This is a genomic window from Frateuria sp. Soil773, from assembly GCF_001428405.1.
Lineage (GTDB): Bacteria > Pseudomonadota > Gammaproteobacteria > Xanthomonadales > Rhodanobacteraceae > LMSL01.
This window is the reverse complement of the sequence record NZ_LMSL01000015.1, coordinates 10,699-36,866: the sequence shown is the minus strand read 5'-3', so window position 1 is coordinate 36,866 and position 26,168 is coordinate 10,699. Positions and strand designations below refer to the sequence as shown.

The window sequence follows — 26,168 nt, the reverse complement described above, 5'->3', positions numbered from 1 at the left end:
AGCGCCACACCGATACCAGGTCGCCCTCCCGCAGTCCCTCTTGCTCGCTCCGGTTGAACGCATACAGCTCGCGGTCGAGATCCTGTGGGGCAAAAAGACGAAGCAATTCCAGCGGGCAGTCGCTCCCCTGCGCCAGTCCTTCAATCAGATTGCGGAACTGGCGCAACCACCGTTGCACGGTCGAGCGATCGAAGATGTCGGTGTTGTACTCCAGAAATCCGGCCAAGCTGTCGCCGGTGTCTTCCAGGTGCATCATCAGGTCGAGCTTGCTGACCCCCACGGATACATCCAGCACTTCGCTGGCGTGCAAGCCGGGCACCCTGTCGCCAGGATCAGCGCGCAAGGGAGCGTCCATGCTGAACATCGCTTGTGAAACAGGCGCAAAACTGAGGTCCCGATCAGGCTTGATCTGGCCGACCACGTCATAGAACGGAGCTTGCTGGCGATCCAGTGCCGCCAGCGTGACCTTGCGCACTTGAGCCAAAAATTCGCTCAATGACTGGCCGAGGTCCATATCCAAACGAATCAGCACTGTACTCGTGAACATGCCGATCAAGTCTTCGACTTCGGACTGGTGCCGGTTCGCCACCGGGGTGCATAGCACGATCTCGCGCTGCCCACTGAGGCGAGCCAACAACAAGGCGTAAGCAGCCATCAACAGCATGTACTGGGTCACGCCATGACGCGCGCAGAGCATGTTGACCTGCTCTCGCAAATGGTCGTCCAAGGCAAAGAACTCGCTTTCGCCCTGGTACATCTGCACCGAAGGGCGCGGTCGGTCCGTGGGCAATTTCAGCAGCGGGGTCGCGCCCGCCATCTCTTTTTCCCACGAAGTGATCAAGGCCCGCTTTCGGTTCGCGTCAAGCCAGTCCCGCTCGAACAGCGCAAAATCGCAGAAGTTGATCCGCGGCTTGGGCCTTCGCAGAGGACGGCCGGCCCGATGGTCCGCATAGTGCGACCACAATTCGTCCAGGAACACCTGCAATGACCAACCATCGGTAACGATGTGCGGTGAGTTGAACAGCAGCCGGTATCGGCGCTCTCCAAGCGCGACGGCGGCACTGGACAGCATGGGATCCTGTCTGAGGTTCATAGGCTGGCGCGCCCATACGCGGTACAGGCGATCGGCTTCGCACTTGGCGTCTTCGGTGTTCAAGCCTCCCAGATCGACCATGCCGAGCGCAGCCTCCATTCGCTCGGAGACCTCCAGTCCGGGGGCATATGCATCGCCGACAAAGCGCAACCGCAGACTGTCTTGGCGTGCGATGAGACTTCCAATCGCACGGCGCAGGCTGGTCAGGTCCAAAGCGCCTTCCAGATCCAGACCCAGAGGCACGTTGTACGAGATCCCGGCACGCCCCATCGCATCCATGACCCAAAGACCATGTTGATTCGACGCCAGTGGCGAGCATGCCGAGAAACGGCCCTCGATACGCAACGATACGCCCTGCCCTGCCAAGGACGCACGCAGTCGTTCGGCGGTGGCGATGATGGTAGGTGTGGTGAACAGCGCCGTCGTCGGCCAGTCGATACCGAACTCGTGCCGCAACCGCGCGACGATGCGTGCCGCCGACAGGGAGTTGCCGCCAATTCGGAAAAAATCCTGTTCGATACCAATATTGGGCAACCCAAGAACCTCTGCCCAAATCCCGTGCAACTGCTTTTGCAGCGAAGTCTGGGGGGCGGTCAGCGCATCGTCGCCGCTGGCGCCTGGCAGGGGCGAAGGCAGCCTGCCGCGGTCGATCTTGCCATTGGGCGACAGCGGAAAGTGATCGAGTAACAGAAAATCGGCCGGCACCATGTAGGGCGGGACCCCTTGCTCGCAGTGACGACGCAGGCAGGCTATGGTCGCGGCTTGGTCATCAAGCTCCGCTGCGTCCGCAATTACATATGCCAACAAACGCTTGCCTCCGGCTGGACCATCGGCGACCACTACCAGGGCGTCCTTGCAGGCAGGATGCCGACGCAGGCAGGCATCGACCTCGCCCAGTTCAATGCGGAAACCGTTGATCTTGACCTGATGGTCGATACGCCCGAGGAACTCCATCTCACCATCGTCTCGATGGCGCGCCAGATCGCCCGTGCGATAGAGGCGCGATCCCGCCGGCCCGTACGGATCGGGCACGAACTTCTCGGCCGTCAGGCCAGCTCGCCCCAGATAGCACCGTGCCTGTCCAAGCCCACCTATGAGCAGTTCGCCGGCCACACCGACAGGCGCCGGACGCAAATCCGCATCGACGATGTAACAGCGCGTGTGCGGCAGCGGCCTGCCGATGCAGGGCTCCAGTTCCAACAGGTTCCGGAACACGGCACCGGTCGAATAAGTAGTGTCTTCCGAGGGACCATACAGATTGCAGACCCGCTCCACCTGCGTGTGCGTCAATAGATCGTTCACCACTTGCCTGGGCAGCGGTTCGCCGGCCACGTTGAAAACCCGGGTGGCTGCGGGCACCGCGTTGGCGGCCAGCAGCGTCTTCGCGGCGGAAGGGACGGTGTTGATCAACGCCGGCTGGATGTCCGGGGCTTCCAGCAAGGTCAGGATATTGTCGACCACCAGCAAGCTGCCGCCTCGGACAAGCGGCGACCAGAGTTCGTATACGGACAGGTCGAAATTCAAGGACGTACTGAACAGCACTCCAGCCATGTCCGCGTCGCTGTAGGCCTTCAGGCTCCATGCCAGACGCGTCAATGTATTGGCGTGCGAAATGGCCACCGCCTTGGGCCGGCCAGTCGAGCCGGATGTGTAGATCAGATGCGAGAGTGCATTCGGATGAATCTGGGCCGCGGCCGGCACGGGCAGGTCGACAGGGGCCTCTGCCAAGAGCACGTCCAGATCGATACAAAGCAAGGTATCAGGCAAGCGCTCGCGCAGGCGGGTGGTGGTCAGCGCTCGGCCGACGCGGCCGTCTTCGACCATCATGGCCAGCCGTTCCTTCGGATACGACGCATCCAAGGGCGCATAGGTGGCGCCAAGACGCAGGATGCCCAACAGCACTGCGACAAGATCGACATCGCGCGGCAGGCAGACACCGATCACGTCCTGAGGACGGACGCCCTGGTAAGACAGCAGCGCAGCGAACCGATCTGCCCGTCGCCGCAAGTCGATATAGCGATAGCCGCGCTCACGGTCACGCACGGCCCATCGTTCGGGCGTGATGCCGGCCTGCGCATAGACGGCGCCGGCGATGTCGCGAAACGGCAACGACTCGGCATCCGTTGGGTTCCAGTCGGCAAGGACTTGTGCGGCCTGGGGCGCTGGAAGCAAGGTCCAAGCTTCCGGTTGCGCCGTGCCGAGTCGTTGAAGCTCAGCCACCAGGTGCCTCAACACGTCTGTATAGCGAGACGCCGCATTCGCGGCGACGCTGCCTGCAGCCCAGCGAATGCCGAACGTGTCATTAAACTCCAGGACCAGCATGGCACCGACCTGAGTGGCGACCGTGGGCAAAGGAGTCCCCCCCAGACTCGAAACGTGCAGAACGGCGGGCAGAGTGCCGGGATTCTTGCCATCGCCAGCATCGTCGAACACGGAAACCAATCGATCCAGCGGCATAGGGCCGGCACTCACGGCGGCAGCCACCAATTGGCGCAAGTACGCCCAAGTGGCGCCCGCGCCTTGCGCAGGGCCGCGGCTCAAACGCAGCAGATAAGCACCCACGGTCTGGCCGTCGGCCATCAGGCATGGAACGACCAGAGGAACCTCTTTCTGCTGGGTCAGGCAGCGCAACCATTCGCCGACCACCAGCAGCAAGGCAAGGTCGGGCTCGTCCGTGTCGCAGGCAAAGTGGACCAGCGCTTCGCGATCGAGGACAGTGAATGCCGCCGGTTCAACGAGCGGATCATGTGTCTTCGGCAAGGCGAGATTCAGAACTGCCGATTGCATGAGCTCGGACCAGAAGCGCGAATGACCACGAGGGTCTTCGCCAGACCCCGTCGACGGCACCTGCGCGTCGATCGTTTCGACACGGTCCCGCAGCACCACATAGGCAATCAGCTGGGCTGTGCCAGATTCGTTCCAACGTGGTTGCACCGTACAATCTTGCACACGCGGATCACGCAGGATTTGGGCAGCGATCTCGGCCGGTTCCACCCGGAAGCCCCGAACCTTCAGTTGATTGTCCGATCGCCCCACGTACTCAATGGTTTTGTCCGCCCGTACGATCGCACGATCGCCGGTGCGATACAGGCGCGAACCCGGCTCATGCCCGAACGGGTCGGGAACGAAACTGGCCGCGGTCGCCGCCGGCATGTGAAGATAGGCGCTGGCCAGCGCGGCTCCTCCCAGATACAGCTCACCCTCGACGTCGACCGGAACCTGCTTCAGGCACGCATCGAGTACCAGTGCGGTGCCGTGGGGTAATGCCCTTCCGATACTCGCTTCGCCTGCCAGCGGGATGTCACCTATGGCGCCTGCGGTGGCCACAACGGTGGCTTCGGTCGGACCATAGGAATTGAACAACGCCGGTTTGGGAGCCCGTATCTGCTGCCAATCGCGAACACGCTGCGGATCGACACGCTCGCCACCGATGATGATGGTCTTGAGGCTGCTCGGTAGACTCCACCCCTGGCGCAAGGTCTCGGTCAGCCAAGTCTGCCAATAAGCCGTGGGCAAGTCCCAAACCGTGATCTGTCGCGCCTCGGTCAGCCGGTTCAACTCGGCCAATTCGGATGCCAGCGCTTCCGTACGCAAGACCAAACAGCCGCCGCACCAGAAAGCACCAACAATTTCCTCCATGGAAGCGTCGAAGTTGGGCGTCGCAAACTGCAGGATACGGGTATGGCGATCGAAGCCGTAGACCCGGCAAGCGCTGTCGATGAAAGCCGACAAGGCTCCATGGGAGACCAGCACGCCCTTGGGACGCCCGGCCGAACCGGAGGTATAGATCACGTAGGCCGCCGCCTCTGCCGTGATTGCGGCAGGCAGCGGCTCGACAGGCTCCGGCTTGGACATCGCATCGGATACGTTGATTTGCGCCAACGCATCGAGCGCCTGGGACGCAGGCCCATCGACAATGGCCAGAACGGGGTTGGCGTCGGCCACGATCTGTTGCGCCCGATCCAGCGGATAGTCCGGATCGATCGGTAGGTAGATCGCGCCAAGTCGCCAGACAGCAAACATGGCGATCGGCAGGCATTCCTGCCGCGGTACCGACACGGCCACGGTCTGCTGCGGGCGTACGCCTGCCGCGTACAACTGCGCTGCAACGGCCTGCACCGCCTGCTCGAACTGCCGATAATTGAGCGAACGCTCATGGCCGATGACGGCCGGCGCATCCGGAGTCTCCATGCAGACCCTGGCCAACTGGTCCAACACGTGAGCGGGTTTACCAGGGCGCTCGGGCCGTACCAGCGTGTCGAGCAACCTGCGTTCGAAGGCGCTCAGCTCCGGCAGGTCGGCAATCGGCCGCTCACCGAAGGAATCCAGTTGCGCGAGCAATTCGAAGTAATAGGCAAACAGGCGCTGGACGAAATCACGGCTGTACAAGTCTCGAATGTACTCGGCCGTAAATCGGAAACTGTCGGAGTCATCCCGTGCTGAAACGCTGAGGTCGCATTTTGCCTGAACCCGTGCGGCTTCGATGCTTTGCGCCAACGGCGGTACATCAGCATGCCCCGCAAACTGCTGCACCTGCATGGAGAACAGGACTTCAAACCACTTCGAATGGCTGAGGCTGGACGCCACCTGGACGCCATCCAGGCGTTCGAGCGGCAAGTCCTGGTGGCGTTGCGCCTCTAGCGCGCTGCGCGACACGCGCCTGACAAAATCAAACAGCGTTTCGCGGCCGTCGATCCGATGCCGGAGCAGGAAAGTGGTCGCAAAATAGCCAATGGCCGATTGCGTCTTGGCATCCGGGCGATTCGCGCTGACCGTTCCGAGAACGATGTCACTGGTACGTGCGTAGCGCGCGAGGGCCAGCTTGAACAGCGCCAGCAACACCGGATAGGTGGAGATGCCATGTCGACGGCACCAGTCTCGCACGCCCTGCGAGGCTACCATGCCCAGTTCAAACCGCTCGACGGCACCTTGCGTACTCAGCACGCGACCGCGTTGCCCCTGCTGCGGTAGTCCGAGCGTGGGCGGCAGGTCGCGCGTCTGCTCCTGCCAGTAGCGCTGGCATGCCGCCAGTGTGTCGCCTTGCATGCGCTGGCGCAGCGCGACCGCATGGTCGGCATGCGACCATGCCTTGCCGAGCCTTGGCAACGAACCGGTCTGTTCGACATGCATGGCAACGCGCAACAGATCCTGGTCGAACACTTGCAACGACCAGCCATCGGCGATCATGTGATGGAAGGTGTAGCTGAAAACGTGTCGCGTGGGTTCCAGGCGGATCAGCACCATCCGCAGCAGGGGGGGCTGGCCGAGATCGAACGGACGGACGGCTTGGGCCTTGAGCAGGCGTCGGACTTCCGAATCGGCCGTGTTCGAATCCTTGTCCACGGCCGACAACCCACTCAAATCGATCAGGGGCAATTCCAGCCTGGCCTGCGCCCTGACGATCTGGACTGCTCCGTCATGGCGATCCTGTATGGCTGTGCGCAAAGCCGCATGGCGTTGCACCACTGCCTGGGCTGCACGGCGCAGCGGCACCAATGCCACGGACGACTCCAGCACGGCGCTGACTGGCATGTGATAGGCCGAACTCTGGCCATGGATCTGCGCGGTCAGCCACAAGTGCTCCTGAGCAAAAGACAAGGGCAAGGGCCGGTTCAACGTTTCGGCGTCTGGATCGGTTGCGTCGGATGCTTCGACCCTGTTTCCGCCATCGCCTAACCCGCCAAGAAAGGCAATGATCTGCTCGCGATGGTCGCGCAGGCGTACCTGCCGCTCGTTGGTAAGCGCGCCCTTGGGGGCCTGGCAGACCAACTTGCCCTGGTCAAGCTTCAGCCTGATGCCCGCTTCAACCAGTTCCCGCACAAGCGCTTCGATTTGCATGAGTCCAGCCCCCAAAACGACGACGGCAATCACGCATGCGCTGATGCCGGTCAATGCCTGCCTCGGTTCCGAGCCAAGGCAACACATCTGCTAAAACGACGAAGCCGGTGTACCGGCACGGATAACGTTCGCGGCGCCCTCAGTCGATGCTGAATTCGAGGACGACCTCATCGTCCGTCCGCCGCTGCGTCACCGGTTCACATCGCTTATCCGCACCAAATGCAACTGCCCGCATATCGGCCAGCAACAGACGGGTAAGGTCCCAAGCCACTTCAGGGTCCAATACAGAGGGATCGGCATAGGCTTCGATACGCAACCGCTCGCCCGGCCAAGCCATCCACACCAAGCTTCGTCCGGTACGTGAATCGAAGCGGATTCGACGCAACCATTGGCCGGTCTCCACTGCGGGGATGTTCTCGAACACGACCGCGACATCGAACAGGGCTTGGGTCCCGCCAAGGCCAGCCAGGCTTCGAAGGGCCTGATCGCTGACCACAGCATGGGCAGCGTGTCCTGCGCGCTCCTGGCGAGCCGTGGCTGCGGCGGACAACAACGATTGTCCGGTTGCGATGCGCCGAACACGAATCGGCAGGGCCGTCAGCAAAGGACCGGCCAGGTCTGCCGCTCCAGGAGCATCCGGATGCCGCAAGGTGTACATGGCACCCAGGCACCATTCCTCGCGATCGAACGCCTGACACAGGCGGTCACCGGCCAAACTAAGCAGCAGGTCATTCAAGGTCAATCCGGCTTGCCGGCAGGCCTGATCCAAGCGTTGCGAGTCCCTTGCGGCAAGTTCGAAGGCACGGACTGCTATTGCCGCTCCCGGTTGCATGCGGGTCCGAGGTAACTGGCCCGCATGCGGCGGTAGACCTGCGAGGTATTGCTGCCAATAGGCTCTTACCGATGGATCGCATTGACGCTGCGTGAGCCACTGCTCGAAGTCCTCGGCGTCGGTCCGTAGCGACTTCGAGCGCGCAGTGCATCCGTGGCGGAAGGATTCATAGTGCCGACGCAACTCGGCGAGCAGCACTTCATACGTCCAGCCGTCGGTTATCACATGATGAAGCAACCAGGACACCCACCAGACCTGTTCATCGCGTCGCACTACGGTCAAGCGGAACATGGGCGCTCGATCCATGGGCAGCCCGGTTGCCCACGCGGATTCTCGAAGCGCCCGCCAGTCTGATTCCTGCTGCTCAATGGACCTACCGCGCCAGTCCAGCACCTCCAACGGCAACGGCGGATCGGCCAGGACCATACGCGCCGGACGATCGGCGTAAAGAAAGCTGACCGCGGTGCGCAACCATTCGTAGTCGGCCATCATTTGCCGCCACGCTGCTCCAAACGCCTCGATGTCCAGACCTTCGAACTGCATTTCCACGAGTTCGAGGTTCAATCCGCGCCGCGGTGCACGGAGGGTTTCATAGGCCATTCCCGCCAACCACGGACGCAAGGGGTTGATCGACTCGATCATCGCGGCGTCCCCCAAGGTGCGACGCAAGCGATCACACTCGGCCGGTGTGTAACTTGCACGGTGCGGGACGGCGTAAACGGGCTCGCCGGTGTCGTCACGGAGGTCACGGAGCGCCGCGGCCAAGCTGGCAATGGTCGGATGGGCTTGCACCAGCGCCAACGTCACGGGCAATCCGCACTGGGCACATTGCATCGCCATCTGCGCCACCGTGATGGAATCGCCGCCGAGTTCAACCAAGCTGCAATCCAATGGCACGACAGGAGCCGATAGCAATTCGGCCCAAATATCGTGGATCTGGCGGGCCAATGGGTCTTCAGGCGGACTTGCACAGGCTCCCTGGAAAAGCCGCCAGGGAGAAGGCAATGCCGCACGGTCCACTTTGCCGCTGGAATTCACAGGCATATGTTCCAGTACAACCAGGCGTTCCGGCACCATGTAGGCCGGCAGACGCTCCTTCAAATAAGCTTTCAGGCTGCTGTTGGCTGCCTGCGTCAGGGCGCGTCTCAGGGGCAAATTGGCCGATGGCTCGACGACTGGGTTGTATACGGAATTGCTCGGGGACCAGGCAGCCGTCGGCGACGCAGGAAGGGGCCGTGTGCCCGTTCGTCCGGGATGATCGATGCCGAGCCGGGACTCCAACGGTTCCTCGTCGGCCTGAGCCCGATGTCCAGGCGTCAGTATGGCATCAGCGTCGCAGGCGCCCTCTTCAACCTTCGGCGCGACGCTCCGGTGGACCACGACGTCATAACGATAACGGGACAATTCATTGTCGAAGCCAAACTGCTTCGGCAGAATGGACACCGATACGCCTGCGCCAGAACGCTCGGCCCATTGCATGAACCAGCGGGGCGCCAGCAGCAACTCGGTTTCCAGCTCTCGACGCTGCGCCACGCGTTGACGCAGGGTCTCCGGATCCAGATCGGGGTGCAGCGAACACTCGATCGACACCAAGAATGCATCCAAGGTGCACAGGTCCCGGACGTCGCCGATGAAGATCGTCTTGACCGTGCCCGTCGACAGGCATTGGTCCAGCACGGCCGCCAGATAGGTAGCATCGGGGAAGTACTGGATCACCGAATTCAGCACCACCAGATCGATATCATCAAGCAGGCCAACCACTTGATGCGCAAAGGCCGGTTGCACCTGGGTCTTTTCGCGATCTTCCGGCCGCAACGTTGCGTCCAGGTACTGCAGGGCCTTGGCTGAAGGATCCACGCCTCGATAGTGCATAACTGCTGGCAGTATGCGTTGCGCGATTATCCCCGAGCCGCAGCCGATTTCCAGCACCCGACGCGGTGTGCAGGCGAGGATGCGGGATGCCGCTTCGTCGGCCCAGGCGCGCATGGCTTCCAGCGGCAATGGAAGCCCGTCGTAACTGCTGTTCCATGTCAGGAAGTTTTCGGCCGCGTTCTGCCCGGCATGGCCCAAGTCCTGATAGGCGGACTCGTACATCTCGCTCCAGGCGTCGACATGATCCTGGACGACTTGCCGACGCAAGGCGGCCTGCTCGCTCAGGCACAGGTAGCCGACGAGTGCCGTGCGTTGTGCCGGACCTTCACGGGCCATCACATGTGCCATGGCTACATCCGGATGCGCGCGCAGGTGGTTTTCGATATCGCCCAACTCGATGCGCTGGCCGTTGACCTTTACCTGAAAATCGTTGCGCCCCAGGAAATCGATGACGCCATCGGCGCGTTCCGAGACCAAATCGCCCGTACGGTACATGCGCTCGCCATGGCCCTCCGGTGCCGGAATGAAACGTTCGGCCGTCATGCCTGGACGCCCGGCATAGCCACGTGCCAGCGATACGCCTTGAATGAACAATTCGCCTGCTCGCCCGGGCTGCACCGCGCGCAATTCCGGGTCGAGAACGGACAGGCGCGTCTTCGAGATCGCCACGCCAATCGGCTGTGCCGGCGTCGGCTCCCCGGCGGCGCAGGCGTGATGGCTGACGTCGATGGCCGCCTCAGTAGGACCGTACAGGTTCTCCAGCGCCACGTGCGGATAGCGTTTCAACACCGCCTCCGCTACGGGTGTGGGCAATGCTTCGCCGCTGCAGAAAATCCGCTGCAATTCCGGATAGCGCGCTTCGCCCTGCACCTGCAAAAAGGCTTCAAGCATCGAAGGCACGAAATGCAGGTGCGTGATGCCGGCGTCGGCAATCAGGCGGCCGAGAGCTTGAAAATCTCGATGGCACCCCGGCGGCGCCACCACCACGGTGGCACCGAACATAATCGGCCAGAAGAATTCCCAGACCGATACGTCGAAAGCAAACGGCGTCTTCTGCAGAATACGAGAACCTGGGCCGATTCCATAGGCACGCTGCATCCAAAGCAAACGATTGAGCAGACCGCGATGGGTGTTCATCGCGCCTTTCGGCCTGCCTGTAGAGCCCGAGGTGTAAATCGTGTACGCCAACTGCTCGGCATGCACGATGGGTGGCACCCACTCGTCAACAGTTTGCCGGCAAAGGTCGTCGACGCTCCGGACGAGCGATGTATCGAGGTCCAGAGCGGTGTCTGACCCGGCAATGATCGTGCCGATCCGTGCATCGTGCACCATGGACCGGATCCGCCCGATCGGAAAATCCGGATCGATAGGCACGTAGCTGCCTCCAGCCCGCATGACTCCGAGCAGAACCGCCGGAAGCTCCAGACAACGGTGCATTAGCACGCCAACGTGCGCTTCTGGCGCTGGTCGCAAGGCGGCAGCGATCTGGCGACTGAAGCGGTCCAGTTCGGCATAGCGCATCTGCGCGCTGCCATATTCGACAGCTATCGCATCGGGCGTCGTTCGCATGCCTTGTTCGATCCACCCCAGCACGCTATTGGCCCGAGCTGCGCAGGCCTGCATGTCGATGCTCGGCGTCATCAGGCTGCGCCGGCCAGCGCCGACTGTGCAGCGTTTAGCACAATGCCCTGGATATCGGCCAGGACACGATCCTCGTTTTGATGGATGAAGAAATGTCCGCCCTGATACATCCTCAGTTGAAAGCCGGCGGCTGCATGCTGTTGCCAGGCCTGCAGCGTCTGCTGAGAGGTTTCCGAATCTTCCATGCCGCCAAGCACGGTAGTCGGAACAGCCAGACCCGGCCCAGCCCGATATCGGTAGGTTTCGTTGATCTGGAAATCCGCGCGCAACCTGGGTAGGAACAGTTCCAGCAACTCAGGCGTCTCCAATACTGCCTTGGGCGTCCCGCCGAACTGATGCAGGCGGTCGATGAGTTCCCGATCGCTCAATTCGTGCATGGGCTTGCGATCTATTGGAACGTGCGGCGCGCGTTTGCCACCGACAATCAAGTGCAGCGGCAAGCGTAGGCCTTGCGCCATGAAGTGGCGGGCGACCTCATAGGCCATCAAGGCGCCGACGCTGTGTCCGAATAACACGTAAGGTCGGTCCGCGCGCTGTAGGATGCTGTTGCTGGCCTGTGGCACGACCTGGTCCATCGACAACAGCATGGGCTCGTGATAACGCTCTTCGCGCCCAGGCATCTGAAACACACTCAATTCGATGCGCGGACTCAGCCTCCGCGCCCAGGGCCGGAACGATCCTGCACTGCCACCGGCATAGGGAAATGCAAACAAGCGGATATCTGCGTTTGGACGACGCTCGGGAACTGCCCACCACTCAGTTTTCGACATGTGCTTGACCTGCCCAAATGAAAGACGTGCCTGCTAGCTCAGAGCAGCGCGGGTGCGGTGTATTCGGCAGCCGAAGCCAGTGCCTGCGGTGCCTCGCCAGCCGTGATGGCGCCGGGTCCCGGGCCCTGGCTCATCTCAAGCTGGACCAGACCGGCATAGCTTGGGCAAGCGACCATCAACTGGGCATGCGTCCCAGCGGCTACCACACGCCCGCGATGCAACATGGCGATCCGATCCGCCCGCATGGCAGTTTCCATCCGATGCGTGACCACGATCGTGGTGCGTCCCGGGCGCGAAGCATCCAACGCGCGCTGCACTGCCGACTCGCTCTCCGGGTCCAACGCACTGGTCGGCTCGTCGAGCAACAGCAAGGCAGGATCGCGAAGCAAGGCCCTGGCCAAGGCCAGGCGTTGGCGCTGCCCCCCCGAGAGGCGCAATCCATCCTGCCCCAGGTCGGTAAGCAACCCCTGAGGCATCGACTCGACCAGATCGAGGATCTGCGCCGTCGCCAGTGCGGCGCGAACCATTCGCTCGTCCGCATCGGGGGCGCCCAGGCGCAAATTGTCAAGAACCGTGCCGCTGAAAAGCTCGGGCATCTGCGGCACCAGCGCCAAACGCTTTCGCCATTGCTCCGGGTCGAGGTTGGCGAATGGCACACCGCCGACGCGGATCTCGCCACGCTGCGGCGCATAAAACATCTGCAAAAGGTCCAGAATGGTCGACTTGCCGCTACCGGACGGGCCAACCAAGGCCAGCATCTCCCCTTCGTTCACATGCAGGTGGCAGCCTTCGAGCACCGCTTGGTCTGGCCGCGACGGATAGCGGAAGTGCAGGTCGTCCAATTCGATCAGCGCAGGTTTGGGACACACGCCCCCCAATTCGCCGATTGGCGTCTCGGTTTCATCGCGCAGATCTAGCAACCGGCTGACCGCGCCCGTCGCATTACGCAACGTTACGTAGACGCTTACCAATTGTGCCGCAGCGGTGGTCGCGAGGTTGGCGTAGAACACGAAACCCACCAGATTGCCCAGCGTCAACGCACCGGAAACGATCTCGCGCGCTCCGACCCAAATGACGACCGACAAAGCCGCGTAGGCCATGAACGAAGTCAATGTGGTCAGCCATGCCTCGAGCCGTATGCTCCGCCAGGTCGCGCCCAACAGCTTCTCCAGCAGGCGGGCATAGCGCCCCGATGCCTGACGACCATGCTGATAGGCCTGAACCGTCTTGACGTTGCGCAACATCTCGGCCACGTGCGCACCACCTGCGGCTTGCGCCGATTGCCGCTCGGCAGCAAGGTGGTCGACGCGACCGGACAACAGGGCGCCCGGCAGGAAGATCAGCGGGATGCAAGCCAGCACGATCAAGCTGAGCTTCACGCTGGTCAATATCGCGAAGGCAGCTCCGGCAACGAGCAACAAGCCGTAGTGCAGCCCATTTGGCACGGCCGTGCCAATAACCGACTGCAATGCCTGCGCATCGCCGGTGATGCGCGTCTGCAATTCCGCATGGCCATTGCGGTCGAAGAAACCCGGCGATCGCTGCACCAGTTGGTCAAATACCTCTTGGCGGAGGGCTACGCCGACGCGTTCGCCGATTGCCCGCATGAGGTAGTTGCGGATAAACAAGCCCAGCGCATAGCCACAAAGCACTGCGTAGGCAACCAGCATGAATCGGTCTAGATTCTTCAGGTCGGCACCGCCAGAAGCCGAGATCAGGTTGGTGAGCTTTGAAAGCCCATAGCCGATCATGAAGAACAGCGCGGACGACGCACTCAACGCAATGAAGGCGGCCACTAGCTGCCATCGATAAGGCTTCAAGTAGACCAGGAGCTCGCGTACGGCACGCGGCCTCGTGGCCGGCGCAGTGTGTTTATCGGCCATCTCAAATCTCCAGAACTTCCATTTCATCGCCAGCATCCGCGGTGCGGGCCGATGGCCTGAGCACGTCCAGGCGCAAGGCCAGATCGGCAACCTTGGGCGATTCCAGCGCCACATGCAGCGGCAACTGCACGCCGGTCGCGTCGGCGATTCGTGCGACCAGACGCACCGCCAGCAGGGAGTGGCCACCTAGCGCAAAGAAGTTGTCCTCGCTGCCGACAGGGTTCACACGCAGCAACTCAGCCATCGTTTCTGCGATCAAGCGCTCGCTCTCGCCCCGGGGCTCCACATAGGGGGCACGTAGCACGGAGGGTTGCTGTTGTTGGCGGCTGACAGCTTCCAGTATTTCCCGGGCATCCCCCAACTGGCCTGCCGCCAGCACATAGGGCTGGTGCGCACGCCTATGGCTCGATGCCGTCGGCTGGCACGCGACTGCATGTGATTGGCGCCCCCCTTCGCCAGTAGCCAAGTTTGTCCCTTGGTCGACATCAGCATACAGGAGGCGGGCGCTGGCCGTGGGTATACGCAGGACGCCGGCCGTGCGTTCGACACCTGCCGCACGGGCCTCCAGTTCCGACAGGAAGCTCAATGCCGGCGTATTACGCGGACCGGTCTGCCAGGCCAGATGCAGACTGCTGGCCCCCTCGCCTTCCGCGATGCCAGCCAGTTCGCGCAACATAGCGAACTCCACGGCGCGACCCAGCGCCCGGCAACTCAACCAGAAATCGGTGACGGCCAGGCAGCTCCCCTGTCGATGGAAAAGCGCCGCGCCGACCTGCCCGTAATCGCCGAACCGGTCCTTGACCCGGACCATGAAGCCGGTTAACGCTCCGGCCTGCAACTGCTGCTGGAGCGACGCTTCGCTATGGCGAGTCAGGCCCAGATTGAACTGGTTGGTGCGCTGCGCCAAGTCGGCCAGGCGTGCCACATGTAACAACCCGATTCCCTCGAAGTGAATCTCCACCCCTAACCCGGCAATGAACGCCCCCAGGCTTTCGACTTCGGTGCGCAACTGTTCGCGCGCTCGGTGCTGGATGTACTGCTCGGTGCGGTCGGTGCCGCCGCCGGCATTTCCTTCCGCAATGTCCAGCACCCACAGACGCTCCAGAAAGCGCGGTATCTCGGTCGTGTCGGCTGGCAACTGCAATGCCAGAACCTCTGGCAACCGACGCGATACCTCGAGGACCTGCATCGGGTCGTCGTCCAGAAACACAAAGCTGTCGCGGCCCAGATTCAATTCGACGGCGATTTCGGCGATGTTGTCGGACTTGGCCCCCCAGTTGACGCGGGTAGCCGCAAAGTCCTCGTATTTCAAACCCAGGTCGCGACGTTCGAATACCGCCTTGACGTCGGCCTCGTTGTTCTTGCTGGCAATGGCCAGCAGCATGCCATTTTGTCTGGCGCGCAACGCGGCGGCGCGAACCATGGCATACGGTCCGTCGATGGATACGCCTTCGGCCCCCAATTCTCCGCAGACACCGCCCCAGAGGGTATTGTCGCAATCGAGCACGAGGACCTTGAACGGTACGCGTGTGCGTGCATCGAACCGGCGATAGGTCTCCGCAGCAAGTGCCGCATAAGCAACTGCCGTATAGGGCGTCGCGGCGATTTCGTCTGCACGTTGATCGTGCACCGATGACACCTGCCAACGGGAAAGCACGGCGTTCAGTTCGAACAGGCCGACGTTCGGCAGGCGTTGGATCGTGGCTTGCAAGCGTGCCGATAGCGCAAGGCTTGCCTTGGCGACGGATGCCGACACATCCTCGCGTTCCGGACATAGTACGACCTGGACCGGCACATCCACTTTGCCGGCGAATGCTTGGAGCGCCGCTTCGAACTCGAGGGCGGTGCGCTCGAGATTCCGGAGCCCGGTTTCGAGATCGCCCTGACCCAACCAGTCGGACCAGCGCAAGCACAACAGCAGCGGTTGCGCGTATCCCTTGCGTGCACGTACCTCAGGATCGAGCAGCGGCTGGATCAATTGACCATGCGCGGCAAACGTGACCGTCGGCTGCCGATCGAACAATCGCGCCCAGTACCCCAAGAATGGCGCCAACGGCTCCGTCGTGAAGCTGCCCGCTACCAACCAATCCTCGCGCGCTAACGCAGGCAACGCAGTGCTGGCAGGCAAGGGATGCTCGTCGATAGCGAGTGCAGGTCGATCGGCACCCAGTTCGCCAGCCTCAGCCAAGTGCCGTAGCATGGTCACGTAGCTGTCCAGCATGGCCCGAGCACGCGCTTCGCTGACCCGGTTCGGATCCGCGCAAAGCCTCAGCCGGAGCGGCCCTTGCGGGGAAACGTAGATCGTGAACGGATAATTGGTTTTGTCCAGTGCCTGCGTGCTGAGCAGCTCAAGCGGATTGTCGGCGGAATGCAAGCCGCGCGTGTCGGTCGCATAGTTCTGGAACAGGAACAGCGACTGAAACAGCTCATTGTCGCCCGGCAGGCCGGCAGCTTGGCGCACATCCGTGATCGGCGTGTGCGCAAATCGCTCACGCTCGATCTGTGCCGAATGCATGTCGGCCAGGCATTGTACCCACGCACTCCCGATACGCACGCGCACCAGATGCGTATTGATGAATGGGCCGACCATACGCTCGACATCCGCGAGCTCGGCCGGCCGGCCGGAAACCACCGTACCGAACAGCACGTCGTCCCGGCCACTGACTACGCCCAGCAGGTACCCCCACACGGCCTGAACCAGAATGTTCTGCGTAGTCTTGGCCGCGCGCGCCAATTGCCGAAGACGGTCAGACGTGTCCGCGTCCAGTACGGCATGGCAGTCCAGCGTAATCGCCTGGGCATCCTTTCTTTCGGCTGGATCGGTCAACGGCGTCGGCAAAGACATATCGTGCAGGTAACGCCGCCAGAATGTCCCTGCGTCCGCATGGCTGGATTGAGCGCCAAGCCACTCGATGTATCGCTGATAACCCGGACGTGGCTCGGGCCTCCATGCTTGCTCCTGCAGTCTGTGCGCATAACCGGTCGCCACATCGGAAAGAAGCATCGATGAGGACCAGCCGTCGACGATGGCGTGGTGGCGCGTCCAGACCAGGCGTACTCGCCCGTCGGGTTGCCGGATGATCGTGATGCGCATCAGCGGCGCCTGATCGAGCGCAAAGTCGGTAACCCGGTCACGCTGCAAAAAATCGTCCAGGCTGGCTTCGAAGCGATCTGCCTGCATGTCGCGCCAGTCGATCACCACCGCCGGAAGCGGCAGGCGTGCGACCACGAACTGGCGTGGCGAATCACTGCCGAAACCAGCAAATCCAGTCCGCAAGACGGGATTTTCATCCAATACGTCCTGCCACGCCGCCAACAAGGTGGCGACATCGGTACGGGGACCGAGTTCCACGGCCATCTGAAGCAGGTAGGCTCCCGTGCCCGGCGAGCTTTGGCTGTGGAAGAGCATGCCAGTCTGCAACGGCGACAGCGGATAACAGGCATTGACCGGGCCAGCCTGGACCGGCACATATCGCTTCAACCAAGCCTGCGTCGCAGGATCTAGCGCCTCCCATGCCTGCGCCTGATCCGCATCGTCCAGCCCGGTGCCGTCCAGCATGGCCAGCAAGTCGGACTCGATATGGGACAGTAGCGCTTGCACCCAGTCAGCATGAACGTGCGCGGTGCTGTATTGCACACGCAACTGAAGGCAGCCGTCATAAAGGCCGGCAATGCACGTCAGCAGGTGCTCGCGCTGCTGTTGGAGGTCTCGCTCGCATCCAGGGTCGCCGGCAAGCCGGAGCCAGAGCGAGTCGTCCTGCACATGGCTTCTAACCTGGCCGATATAGTTCAGGCTGACTTGCGGCGAACCCTGTTCGCGGAGCACTTCAGAGGCTGGATCACCGTTCAGGTAACGCAGCAATCCGTAACCGATGCCGCGCCTGGGTACGGCGGCCATTGCCTGACGTGCGCGCGCCAGGCGGGAAACCGCCGTCTCCGCGCCAGCCAAATCGACATGCAAGGGATAGCGCGCCGTGAACCAACCCACCGTCCGCAGGCAATCGACTTCGGCGAAAAGATCCTCGCGTCCGTGCGACTCAAGTTCGATCCAGGTCTGGTCTGTACCTGTGACTGCGCATAGCGCACTGGCCAACGCAGCCACCAGGGCATCGCCGAAGCCATCGCGATCGCTGCGCGCCAGCATCTGGATCAATCGCCCACTGACCTGTGCTGACAGCGCGAGTTCGGCAGTGGCCGCACGCGCGAAGGTATTTTCCGACATGGGGCGCGTCTGATCGACCTTTAGCGCCTGCATGGATGCGACTTGGTCCCGCCAATATGGCAACTCTTCGAGCATCGTGGCAGTGGCAGCATGCGAACGCAGGCGTGCCGCCCAATCCAGGAACGAGCTCGTTCGCGGTGGCAACTGCGCAATACCGGAACCATCCGGTCCGCAGACGATCAGATCCTCGGCGAGGATGTTCCAAGATACGACGTCGACCACCAAATGGTGGATCGCGATCAGCAAGCGCGAGTCGGCCGGCGTTTCGGCGCGCAGCCAGAGTGTCCGAAAAACGGGACCATGGCGGGGATCTACGCGGGCATGGGCATCATCGAAGCGGCGTTGATACCAGTCTTGGCGCGCCGAACTAGAGAGCGATTGCGGGACGTATTCAATGTCCAGCGGCACGTCTGCCTCGATCCATGGCGGAGCCACGACTTGTTGCCATCCATCGGTGGCCGGCTCGAATCGAGCCCGCAGCATGTCATGCTGGTTGGCCAGTGCAAGCAGGGTTCTCCTGAGGCCGGCTTCGTCCAGGTCAACGGTCGGCGTGAACACACGGCTATGGTTGTAGCGTCTTTCGAAATCCAGGCGCGATTCCGCAAAACGCTGCTGTATCGGGGTCAGTCCGGCGGGACCGGTGGGTGCGCCATTGCCTTCGAGGCCACGCTTGGCCTCTACCGCAACCACGGCTAGTTCGGCAACGGTCGGATGCTGGAACATCTGGTCGGCCTTGAATACCAGGCCATGGCGTCGCGCTCGCGCGGCAATCTGGATGGCAATAATCGAATCTCCGCCAAGCTCGAAGAAGTTGTCGTAGATCGACACCTCTTCGCGCTTCAACAGCTCGGCCATGATCGTACAAAGCATTTGCTCGGCGTCACTGCGAGGCGCTACCGGAGCCTGACCGTTTGCCTGGGCTCGCGATGGCTCCGGTAAGGCCATACGGTTGATCTTTCCATTGCCGTGCAAAGGCAAGGCGTCCAGGGCACACCAAAGGCTAGGCACCAGGTAGTCAGGCAGTAGCAGCCGCAGGCTCGCACGCAGCCCCCCGACATCCATCGCCCCCCCGGTCAGCACCACATAAGCCACCAACTGTGGGCGACCATCGCGCTCTATCATCCTGCAAGCGGCTGCCGCGACCTCCGGCAATTGGCGCAAACCAGCTTCCACCTCTGCCAACTCGATGCGATAGCCGCGAATCTTGACCTGGTCATCGATGCGGCCGATGAACTCGATTTCACCACCCGGGTGTTGGCGCACACGGTCGCCGGTCGCATAGCGACGCGCACCATTGCCCCCCGGAGCCGGCAGGAATACCGAGGCCGTCTGCCGCGCTCGTCCCAGATAACCTTGTGCAAGTTGCGCACCCGACACATACAGTTGACCGGTGAAGCCGGTTGCCACAGGCCGGAGCGCTTCATCGAGCACCTGTACCGAGGTACCAGCCCAAGGCCTGCCAACGACAACGGGAGAGTTGGCCGACAAGGGGGCGCTGAGCACGCCAACCGTGCACTCGCTCGGACCATAGTGGTTCAGGACCGTCAGCCCAGGGGCCAGTTCGCGCACGCGCCGCAGCAGTTCCGTATCCGTCCGTTCGCCACCGAGCAGCAGTACCGCCGTAGGCAGCAGCCTGGCCCCATCGCGGTCGTCCAGTTCGCTCAGCAATGCGCGCAGGTGCGACGGCACGATCTTGAGCACGGCCAAGCGCCGTACCGCCACATGGGCGGCCATGGACTTGGGGTCGTGGCTCATCCACTCGGGAATCACCTCTATGCTCCCGCCTTGGGCAAGGGCACCGAAGTAGGCGGTATAGCCAAGATCGGCAGCCAAGCTGGACAGGCTGGCGTAACGACGGTCGGAGCCCTCCGTCATGGCAGCGACGATGCGCGAGTCGATGCCGGCGATATAGGTTGCCAATGCGCCGTGGGATACCATGACGGCCTTGGGCAACCCTGTCGTACCGGAGGTATAAACCAGGTAAGCCAGGTCGCTCGCTGTCGGCAACGGTGGCAACTGCGGCCTGCTGGCACCGGCGTCAAAAAGGCCTTCCAGCGACAAGCAGGCAAACTCCTCCAGACCGTCGATTTCCGTCTCGTGCACGACGATCCGTGCGCCGCAATCCCGCAACAATGCCTGCAATCGCTGCTTGGGGGTCTCGGGTTCCATGACCACGTAGGCCGCACCGGCACGCCAAACCGAGAAGCAAGCGACCAACTGTCGTGCTGTACGCGGCAACAGCAAAGCAACGCGGTCGCCCCTGCGAACACCGAGAGCGAGCAGGCGGCAGGCGGCGTTCTCGATCTCGACGGCCAAGGCGCCATAATTCAGGGCACCGTGCGGATCGGCCAAGGCCGTATGGGCCGGAACCCGAGTCGCCCAATGAGCCAATTTGTCCAGAAGCAGGGATGGCGGACCCGGCATGGCCTGCGTCCCTGCGGCGTCCTTCGCATTCATGGCAAGCGGCGCTGCCAAATCCGAACCCAAGGTGCTTAGCGGCCGGTCCAGAAGGACAGCCAGGTGCGACAGGCAGGACTGGTAGGCTTCAAGCAGATGCGCAGCCGCTTCCGGCGCCAACATACCGTGGGGATACTGGAGGCGGGTAATCACTTGCGAACCGAAGTCCTGGACGCGCAATCGAAGGTGCGCAGGCTCGGCTTGCCAATCCGCCTGCACGCCTTCGCCCAGCTCCCGGGCTACGGACAAATCGTCCAGCGCATCGAATGCAAACTGTAGCTGCATGCCATCGGCGCGTTTGCTGTCCGGCAGACTGGCCTCGTCAAAGTATTCGGCCCATCGGCACCACTGCCGACGCTGCCCGGCCAGAGACCGAAACCACTGCAACCAGTTTTGATCCAGATCGAGATCGGCCGACACAGGCAGCACGCGAGCCAACTGCCCCAGAACGCTTTGCAGCTCTGGATCGGAGCGACCGTCGTGCTCGTAGCCGAAAGTCAACCGGGAGCGGCCGCCGAAATGAGCAACCAGAACGAGCCAGGCTCCCATATGGATATCCTGGGGCGCCAAGGCGGGTTCATGCCGGCACAAAGACTGGATAGCGTCAACAGTTGCGGGCGGGCAGCGCCGGACATGCTGCTCGACGACTGCGCCCGCCTTGCCATCCCGCATCCAGGGCAGTGGCTTGGCGTTGGTGCCTTCCAGGCGCGTCTGCAACCAGAACCGGCGAGCTTCCTCCGCTTCGGGCGTTTCACGCAGGCCGCGCAACCACTCGGAGACATCTGCAAAGGCAAGATTGACTGGCGCCAGGTCGCGGGAATCGAGCAGTTCATCCAGCAGTTGATGGATGCTGCGCGTATCGATCGACAGTCCTTGCGCGCGCAGCTCGATCTCGATGGCACCCGCGTTACCGGCCATTCGCACCGATGCAGAACCGTTCGGGTCCGGCGATATCCACTGGAGCGACGTGCGGTGTCCTGGTGCAGCCTGGTAACGCGTGCGCAGCACCTCATGCCGCCGCTCAAGCAATTGCCAGCGCCTTTGCAGTTCGGCGCGAGTCATCGGACCGCGGTACGTCAAACGGATCAGCGTCTCGATGCTTCCCTCGCCCGCATCGATGCCGGCGCCATGCACGCGCAGCCATCGTTCCTGATGAGGAGCCAAGTGAAAAGCTGCTTCGTCCCTGTTTGCAGTTGCATTCATGGCTTCGGTCCGTGTTACGACATGGTCTCGGGCAAGTTTCCGGCGACACCCTGGCTGGTACGCGCGCGCAGTCCCTGAAACTTGTTGCTGGCCAGGCGTCGGTCGCGCTGCACATCGAGGTGGTGCATGCAGGCCGAAAGCGTTTGCGACGGTTCATTTGCGACAAACGACAACGCGTCGAGATAGTCGTCGAGAATTTGCTGGGCGTGCTTGTGCTGGACCAGACCGTGGTCGTAGACCAGAGCTGCCCGCAACCGATCGGGCGCAGTTTCCTGCAGATAGAGAGTCAAATCGAACTTGGCATGTTCGATTCCACTGGCTTCCATTTCCAATTCCAGTCCACTCCCCTGAGGCATCGGTCGCGTGATGCTCTGCATCACGAACATTCCTTGGTAAAGCGGACTCCGCCCGGGGCGGCGCAAATTGGCAAGCCGAGATACCACCATGCCAAAAGGCGCAGCATCGTTCTCGAACGCCTGAAGCACGACACCACGCACTTGCTGCAACAGAGCTAGGAAACTGGGGTCCCCTGCCATGTCGACGCGTAGGACCAGTTGGTTCACGAAAAATCCGACCAATCCTTCTAGCGCTGGATCGGAACGGTTTGCCGAAGAAGTGCCTATGGCCAGATCGACCTGGCCACTGTGTCGATGCAAGGTCAGGTACCAAGCGGCAAGCCCGAGCATGAAGCACGTCACCGACGTGGCTTCAGTAAGCGACCGGATGACGGGCATAAGGTCGGCCGGTAACTCCCGACTTACCTCTCCCCCCTGGAACGGCGAGCGCGGCCGCGCGTAGTCCACACCGCGCAAGTCCAGCGTGGGCAAGCCGTCAAGCTGTCGCTGCCAGTAGCGTAGGGACGCCTCGATGCGGGCATGACCGACGGCCGCACGCTCCGACAACGCAAAATCGCCATAGCGCAGCGGCAAGACAGGCAACGACTGCACGCCGCTCACATAGACCTGCAGCAAATCATTGAGGAATACCGTGTTCGACCAACCATCCCAGGCGACATGGTGCACGGCGACCAGCAGTTTCCAGGCTTCCTCGTCCGTACGTACCAACCCGACCCGAATCGGCAGTTCACGGTCGAGATGGAAAGGGTGGTCGCGCATGTCGGCGCCGATGGCCGCAATGCGCCCATCGGCATCGCCAACGGAAAGACCGCGTACGTCGAAAAAGTGCACTGCCGCGGACCGTTCCTGCGGGACTGCCTGCGGGCGGCCATCGGCATCGGTGAGGATCAGGCTATGCAATGGCTGGTGTCGCATCATCACCGTTTCGAGGCTTTCGACCAGACGGGCCTCGTCTAGCGCGCCACGGATCCGCAGCACATAGGCGCTGTTGTAGGCAAGGTCATCCTGGCCGGAAGCGGCGATGCTCCATAGCCGCTCCTGGCCCAGCGACAACGGATACGAAAACTGGGCAGGTGCAGCCTGCAGCCATGCCTGTACGACGGCATCGCCGGCCGCATCGACCAGGCCGGCAAACTGTGCAAGCGTCGCATGCTGGAAGAAAGCACGGATGCTCAGCTCGCACCGATACTTCAGACGGGTACGGGCCAGCATCCTGGCTGCCAACAACGAATGGCCGCCGATGCGGAAGAAATTCGAATGTCGGCCGATCATGGAGACATCGATCTCCAGCAACTCCGCCCAAAGGTTTCGCAGCCAGCATTCAGTGTCCGACTCCGGTGCAGCCATGGCGCTTTGCTCGTGGCGATCGGCAATGGCCAGCAAGGCACTCCGATCGACCTTGCCATTGGCCGTCAGAGGCAAGACCGGTACCACGTCAATGCTTGCCGGCTGCATGTGTTTAGGCAGCAGGTCATACAGACGCGCAGCGGCATCTGCTGTATCCAAGGCCGACGACGATTGCACGAACGCACGGAGCAGCGTATGTGCCGAACGCGTGTCCGGCAGTATGTAGACCGGTTTTTCGCCCAGGAGCGATTTCAGTCCCGCCTGCACCTCGCCCAGGTCGACACGCAGGCCGCCGAGCTTGAGCTGCTCGTCCCTGCGACCAAGGAAATGGAACATTCCGGTACCTGTGACACGGCCATAATCGCCAGTCAGGTAAAGACGTGCACCAGCCTGAGCAGACCATGGATCAGGACGAAAGCGCAAGGCCGTCGCCGACGGCTGACGCCAGTAACCTTGCGCCACCGAAAGCCCCGAGAACGCCAGCTCTCCTTCCTGGCCGGGCAGGCACAGCTCCTGGGCGGCATCCATGACCCGAGCCGCAACATGCGCGAGCGGCCGCCCGAGCGGTACTCCCGACGATTCCGTCGTCACCTCGCCGAAAAGAACACCGACAGTCGTTTCGGTCGGCCCATAGTGATTGAACACGCGCAAGCTTGGTGCCCGTGCGCGTATCCGCGTCAGTATCGAATCGTCCAGGCGATCCCCGCCGAAGATCAAGGCCGCCCTCGGGAGCATGCCGACGCGACCATCTGCCCTGGCCTGCTCATCAAGCGCAAGCCAATGCGAGGGCACGATCTTCAGGAAATCGACCGACCAGTCGTTCATGGCCTGCGCCGCTCGGCTACCATCGAGCATCACTGCATCGGGCAGAATCGCATAGCTTCCGCCGCTGCTCAGGGCCGCGAATACCGATGTGTAGCCCAGGTCTGCCGCCAGTGTCGACAACGCAGCGAAGCACGCCGCAGGCGGCGGGGTCAAGCGTGCCAGCAAGGATTGCGCATAGGCGCACACGGCAGCATGCGAGACGGCCACCCCCTTGGGGTCGCCCGTCGTGCCAGAGGTATACACCAAGTAAGCCGCTGCTTGCGGCGGTGGCGATGGCAGCGGTATGGGCTCGGCCCCCAGGTCCGGATAGTGCAACGATGCCAGGTCACTGCTGGCGAGCCCTGCGGTCAGTTCGCTATCGCGAGACAGTGCATCGCTGAGCACCAGGCAGACGTCGGCATCGGCCAGCACGCGTCGATTCCGTGCCGCTGGATGGGAAGGATCGATGGGAACGTAGATGGCGCCGCTTGCCATAACCGCAAGCATGGCCAGCAGATGCGCCTCGGTGCGCCCCATGGCCACCGCCACACGGTCGCCGGGCACAATCCCGCGCAAGCGCAAAGCATTGCCCAGGCGCGTAACCTCCTCGCCCAGGCTGGCATAGGTTCGTACAGGTCGATCGACGCTCATCAACGCGACGGCGCTCGGGGTCGTGCGCGCCCAATAGGCTATGGCTTCGGGGAGCGAGTCGAACCGCATTTGCGCCGACTCATGATCCAGACCCAGCCTGGCATACCAGTTCTCAAGCGCCGCCGAGGCCATCGAAATTCCCGAAAGCTCGGCCTGGTCCAGCGCCGAATCGATCCAGCCTGGAAGAGCCGCCACGAACAAGTCAGCCTGTGCGTCCTCCATGCGATCACTACGGAACTGCCACTGGAGGCGAAGCGTCTGCCCGTCATCGAGCCAACGGAATCCATGCTCGTGCCCAGCCAGAGGCAAGTGCAAGTCCTGCAGGACGGCGTCGGCATCCGCTTCGAAGCAGATGACCTCGCAAACCCCTGTGGCGGGCGCGCCGATCTCCGCACGCAACGCAGCATCGGCGGTCGCCTCGCGGTTGATTCGCTCTTCAATCAGCGCAGCCAATCCACGCAGGCGAAGGCCCTGGCTTTCAGGTTGCAGCCAGGCAATTACATGATCGAGCCGGCCCAGCACGTTCACCAACTCCGGATCACGGCGAGCGTCGAATCCGAGGTGTATGTGCGAGGCGCCCAATTTGTGCAGCCAAGCGCTTCCCATCGCCATCAGCAAGGCCCCGACGCTGACGCTCCAGCGGCTCGCCCGTTCGGCGATCGCAGCACGCATCGCGCTCAGATCCAACTGTTTCATCGAGTGGGTCGATGTCGCCGTACCCTTGCCTGCCGGTGGCATCTGACCAAGCTGGGTATCGGGATCGAACAGATCCGCATATTGCAGCGAAGGTGGCGCCAGCTCACCGCGCAAGGCAACACTGAACTGATGCGCCAGGATGGGCGCCGACGGTGCGTCCAGCAGAATGGCCGGTGTCGCAATCCAGACCGATTCGACTTGGCCGGCTCCGTTGCACGCCAGCGCATAGCCGAATCGCGGGCGCACATGCTCCTGCAGTGCATCCAGTGGTTCAGGCTCTGTTGCCAGCTGGCTCTGGACAAACTGGAATCGTCCCTGCGGCACGCTGCGGATTTCGGTACGCAAGATTTCGTGCGTGGCCAGCAGGCGGCCAATGGCTGCACTCACCTCAGTCTTTTCCCTCGGCGCAGGAAACTTCAGGCAAAGGCGCATCATGGCTTCTGGGGCCAGTGCGTCCTGTCGAGCCTGCTGGGGAGACAATCGGAATATCGTTTCGGTCATGA

The 26,168-nt window shown here is 62.4% G+C and carries 6 protein-coding genes; all 6 read right to left on the bottom strand.

What is annotated here, in order from left to right; translation table 11 throughout:
- Nucleotides 1-6,985 (bottom strand): non-ribosomal peptide synthetase (locus tag ASG87_RS07340; protein ID WP_162258330.1); only part of this gene is annotated, 6,985 nt, incomplete at its 3' end.
- 85 nt (nt 6,986-7,070) lie between these two features.
- A complete protein-coding gene (locus ASG87_RS07335; RefSeq protein WP_056003105.1) occupies nt 7,071-11,276 on the bottom strand; it encodes a non-ribosomal peptide synthetase in 4,206 nt (1,401 codons plus the stop codon).
- Nucleotides 11,276-12,046 (bottom strand): alpha/beta fold hydrolase, encoded by a 771-nt coding sequence (locus ASG87_RS07330; RefSeq protein ID WP_082582819.1) that lies wholly within the window; start codon nt 12,044-12,046, stop codon nt 11,276-11,278. Before ASG87_RS07330 ends, ASG87_RS07335 begins: the two co-directional genes overlap by 1 nt.
- A gap of 38 nt (nt 12,047-12,084) precedes the next feature.
- Entirely contained in the window at nt 12,085-13,956 is a 1,872-nt protein-coding gene (locus ASG87_RS07325; protein WP_162258329.1) for an ABC transporter transmembrane domain-containing protein, read from the bottom strand.
- A complete protein-coding gene (locus tag ASG87_RS07320) occupies nt 13,931-21,811 on the bottom strand; it encodes a non-ribosomal peptide synthetase (protein ID WP_082582817.1) in 7,881 nt (2,626 codons plus the stop codon). The genes ASG87_RS07325 and ASG87_RS07320 overlap by 26 nt, the downstream gene beginning before the upstream one ends.
- 14 nt (nt 21,812-21,825) lie before the next feature.
- A complete protein-coding gene (locus ASG87_RS07315) occupies nt 21,826-26,166 on the bottom strand; it encodes a non-ribosomal peptide synthetase (protein WP_056003093.1) in 4,341 nt (1,446 codons plus the stop codon).
- Between the last annotated feature and the right edge of the window lie 2 nt (nt 26,167-26,168).

What these genes read in the sequence shown, in the direction of transcription:
- ASG87_RS07335 (WP_056003105.1), bottom strand. Translation starts at nt 11,276, where the DNA reads ATGACGCCGAGCATCGACATGCAGGCCTGCGCAGCTCGGGCCAATAGC.
- ASG87_RS07330 (WP_082582819.1), bottom strand. Translation starts at nt 12,046, where the DNA reads ATGTCGAAAACTGAGTGGTGGGCAGTTCCCGAGCGTCGTCCAAACGCA.
- ASG87_RS07325 (WP_162258329.1), bottom strand. Translation starts at nt 13,956, where the DNA reads ATGAAATGGAAGTTCTGGAGATTTGAGATGGCCGATAAACACACTGCG.
- ASG87_RS07320 (WP_082582817.1), bottom strand. Translation starts at nt 21,811, where the DNA reads ATGAATGCAACTGCAAACAGGGACGAAGCAGCTTTTCACTTGGCTCCT.
- ASG87_RS07315 (WP_056003093.1), bottom strand. Translation starts at nt 26,166, where the DNA reads ATGACCGAAACGATATTCCGATTGTCTCCCCAGCAGGCTCGACAGGAC.